Genomic DNA, 3,609 nt, shown 5'->3' on the forward strand with positions numbered 1-3,609 from the left:
ATCAAAGTGACGGCCGGCGAATAGCCCGTCCAGACCCTTAAGCTTGCTAATCGCGGCCCTCGAATCGATCAGATCGACACTCTAACCGATTCGTTGATCGCGCTATTTGCACCACAGCCACGGCGTGTACGGTCGCGAGTGGCAACTAGCGATCGATGGTCGCTAATTCGCCAGCGGAGAGCATCTGCACCAGCGATGCGTTGGGCATCGAGGGCGCGTCGACGACGAAGATCGATTCACGCAGCGCATACTCGCTATCGAAATTTCCGTTCAACCATGCGCGCAACCCGGCCTCGGACGCGATGACGACGTTACTACGCATGGCTTCGTCGGTCGTTGTCAGGTCGGGTATCTCGGGAACGATGTCCGGGTCAAAACCGTTCGTGGTCGCATGGAAAAATCCCCACGTATCGTTCTCGATGAGCAGGACATAAAAGTCCGGCAGATTCAAAAGCGCATCCTCACTATGGACACCTTCGATGCGAGCTTGAAGCAGATTCAACGCTTCAACAGAGGACAGTCGCATTCGCGCTGCCGCGAGCGCGCCCTCTGCGGCATCGATCGGCTCGATCAATCCGGATTCGATTGCCTTCCGGGTGGCCACTGCGACGCTCAGTGCCAAGGGATGCCCAATGCCAAAATCAATTTTGAAATTGCAGATCGCGCACATGCTCTCACCTCAAGGCGTGACAATGTTGAACCAGAAATCGAAGTTGTCGAGCCACGAGACAAATTCGCCGAGCTTCTGGCTGTTGCCATCGATTTTCGCGTTGCCGGCCATCACGAGTTTCTGCATGTTGGTTTGTCCCATCATGATGCTGTTGAGGTCTGCGCGCGTCATGGTGACGGTTGCATCTGCCGACTTCGAAGTCTTGCTCTTCGAGTAATGCAACGCGCTGTTCTCGACACCGAGCACGCAGTTCTCTTTCGTATCGGTCAGCACCAGATTGAAGGACGCTGTTTTCCCGTTTGCGCGCTCGGCGTTGAGCCGGATGCCGAGGTAATCGAGAAACATGTCGAGCGGCATCGCCTGGATCGTATCGGGGCTCTGCGGCGCGGGTGCCTGTCCTTTCCTGACGCCATTGCGCAATTCCATCGCTCCGGTCAGGTAGAAGTTCCGCCAGGGCGCTGACTCCGACTGGTAGCCCAACTGCTCGTAAGCGTCTGCCAGCAGTTGCTTGGCTGCGGTATTTTGAGGGTCCGCGAACACCACATGGTTGACGACTTCCGCGACCCATCGATAGTCGCCCTGGCTAAAGGAGTCGTGCGCCCTTCGCAGAACAGCGGCCGCACCACCCATATACTCGACGTAGCGTTTGCCGCTGTCCGTCGGCTGCAACCGGTGCAGATTCGCGGGAACGCCGTCGAAGAAGCCGAGGCGCAGGTTGTACTGTGCAACGGCGTCGTGGTAGACCGTGCCGTAGTAGCTTCGGCAATACCAGTGCTTCGCGAGGCTGTCCGGGAGACGGATGGCTTCACCGATCTCAAGCGGCGTCTGGCCCAGATTGGCCATGCGCATCACCTGGTCGTGCAGGTAGCGATACATGTCGCGTTGCGCACCCAAGAAAGAGTTGATGCGATCGTTGCCCCAGGTCGGCCAGTAATGAGAGGCGAAGAGTACCTGCATGTCGCCGCCGTACGTGTCGAGCGCCGTCTGAAGGTACTTGGACCACAGCAAGGCGTCACGGACCTTTGCGCCTCGCAGCGTGTAGAGATTGTGAAGCGTGTGGGTGGCGTCTTCGGCCACGCAGAAGGCCTTGAATTTCGGCAGATAAAACATGAACTCGGACGGTGCCTCCGATTCCGGCGCCATCAGAACTTCGATGTCAACGCCGTCGAGCGTCAGCTTCTGGCCCGTCTTCTCGGCAAACATTGTGGGCACGGCGAGCGTAATGGTGCCGACCGAGGTAGTCTTGCCAAGGCCGCCGTCGACAATCCCAGTGGGACTGCGCGGCAGCAGCGAGCCGTACATGTAGCTCGCGCGCCGTCCCATAGCATTACCGGCGATGATGTTCTCGCCGACGGCGGCTTCCGTGAAACCAACCGGCGCCACGATCTGCACCTTGCCCGATTTCAGGTCGTCGTCGCTAGCGAGCCCGCGTACGCCGCCGTAGTGATCGACGTGGCTATGGGTGTAGATGACGTGGGTAATGGGCTTATCGCCCAGGTGAGGTACGACGAGTTGCTTCCAGACCGTCGAAGCAACTTCGATCGTGATAAAGGGATCGACAACGATATAGCCGCTATTGCCCCGGATGATGCTCATCACCGAGAGGTCGTAGCCGCGTACCTGCCAGATACCATCGACCACGGCGTAAAGCCCGTGATTCATGTTGAGCTTGGCGTTACGCCAGAGGCTCGGATTGACGGTCGACGGTGCGTTGTTTTCCGGGCCGCCTTTCACAAATGCGAATTGCTGGAGGTCCCAAGCAGGGAATTCGCCTGGGCCCTTGATGATCACAGGCTCCGGAAGCGTCGCGACCAGCCCGCGCTTCGCGTCCTCGAAGTCTTGCGCATCCGCGAAAGAAAGGAAGTCGGCGTACTGCTTGTTCAGTGCAATTGTCGCAGGGGTGGCGGGTTTATTCGCCGGACTCGTTGCGCTTGCCGTACCGCCGCTTTGGGCGAAGGTCTCGCCGACCACGCCTGATAATCCAGTTGCCACCCCGGCAACCGCCACGTTTTTCAGAAATGCCCTGCGCGCCTCTGACTTCCCTGTGTCCTCGGATTGAGACATGACCATCTCTGGTTGCTTGAGTCAGGCGGACACTCGACGGCCCGTGGATAGGGCCTTGGGTCCGGTCTGGTTTTCAGCCAATCATTGGGGGAGTAGCGAGTCGAAAGTCGGCACCTCAGCAACGTGCTGTGTCGACGGCATTCACAGCGAATTGTTCGTACGAATTAACCGCGTGAATCGGTAACGAAATGGACATTCTCGATAGCTGACGACTAAAACCGGAGCGATCGAGTGAAGAATAATCGGACCATGCAAATCCTCGCAATTTGACTAAGCAAGTGGCACGACAATGCGTTTAAATCGTACGTCGAACGTAAACATAGGATATTTTCTGATCAGTCGCATATTTTTTCGAATTGCTAATGCGCCTTCGCAGGCGCGGAGGCGGAAGCCGCGTCGAGTGATGGACTGGGATCAGACAGTGGTGAAAGTCACAACGGAGACTGCGCTCTCTGTACTAGGTAACGGGGTAGGATGAATGGTCGTTTTACCTTCAGAAGACGTCAAGTGATCTGTGACTGCACGGAAGGCCGCAGTGGGTCCGACTAGGGCCACCCGCATCAGATAGAAGTTGGCCGCACTGTGGCATTCGACGTCGTTGCATCACTCGCTGTACCTGCTGTATGGACAACCAGATCGACCTCATCCGTATCTTCACCGCAGCGACGCAATCGGCCAGTTTCCGCGAGACGGCGACCCGTCTCCGCACGTCGCCGCAGGTCGTCACACGTGCAATCCAGCAACTCGAAGAACGGCTGGACGAAACGCTCTTTCATCGCAGCACGCGCAGCGTGCGCATCACGACGTTCGGGAAGACCTTTGCCGTGCGCGCGTATGCGCTCCTGCAGTCGGTCGAGCGATATCAAGCTTGCCGC

The 3,609-nt window shown here is 57.8% G+C and carries 3 protein-coding genes; 1 reads left to right on the forward strand and 2 read right to left on the reverse strand.

Going from position 1 to position 3,609, the window contains the following annotated elements; translation table 11 throughout:
* Window positions 1-145 precede the first annotated feature (145 nt).
* Window positions 146-670, reverse strand: a complete 525-nt coding sequence (locus P0D89_RS51555; RefSeq protein WP_408370705.1) for a hypothetical protein — start codon at window positions 668-670, stop codon at window positions 146-148.
* 9 nt (window positions 671-679) lie between these two features.
* Window positions 680-2,734, reverse strand: a complete 2,055-nt coding sequence (locus P0D89_RS51560) for an alkyl/aryl-sulfatase (protein ID WP_408370703.1) — start codon at window positions 2,732-2,734, stop codon at window positions 680-682.
* Window positions 2,735-3,357: 623 nt separating this feature from the next.
* Here P0D89_RS51560 and P0D89_RS51565 point away from each other — a divergent pair.
* Window positions 3,358-3,609, forward strand: a 252-nt coding sequence (locus tag P0D89_RS51565; RefSeq protein WP_408370701.1) for a LysR family transcriptional regulator, incomplete at its 3' end; no start/stop codon positions are given.

Origin of the sequence: Paraburkholderia sp. RL18-085-BIA-A, from assembly GCF_046027075.1 — a bacterium.
Taxonomy (GTDB): Bacteria; Pseudomonadota; Gammaproteobacteria; order Burkholderiales; family Burkholderiaceae; genus Paraburkholderia.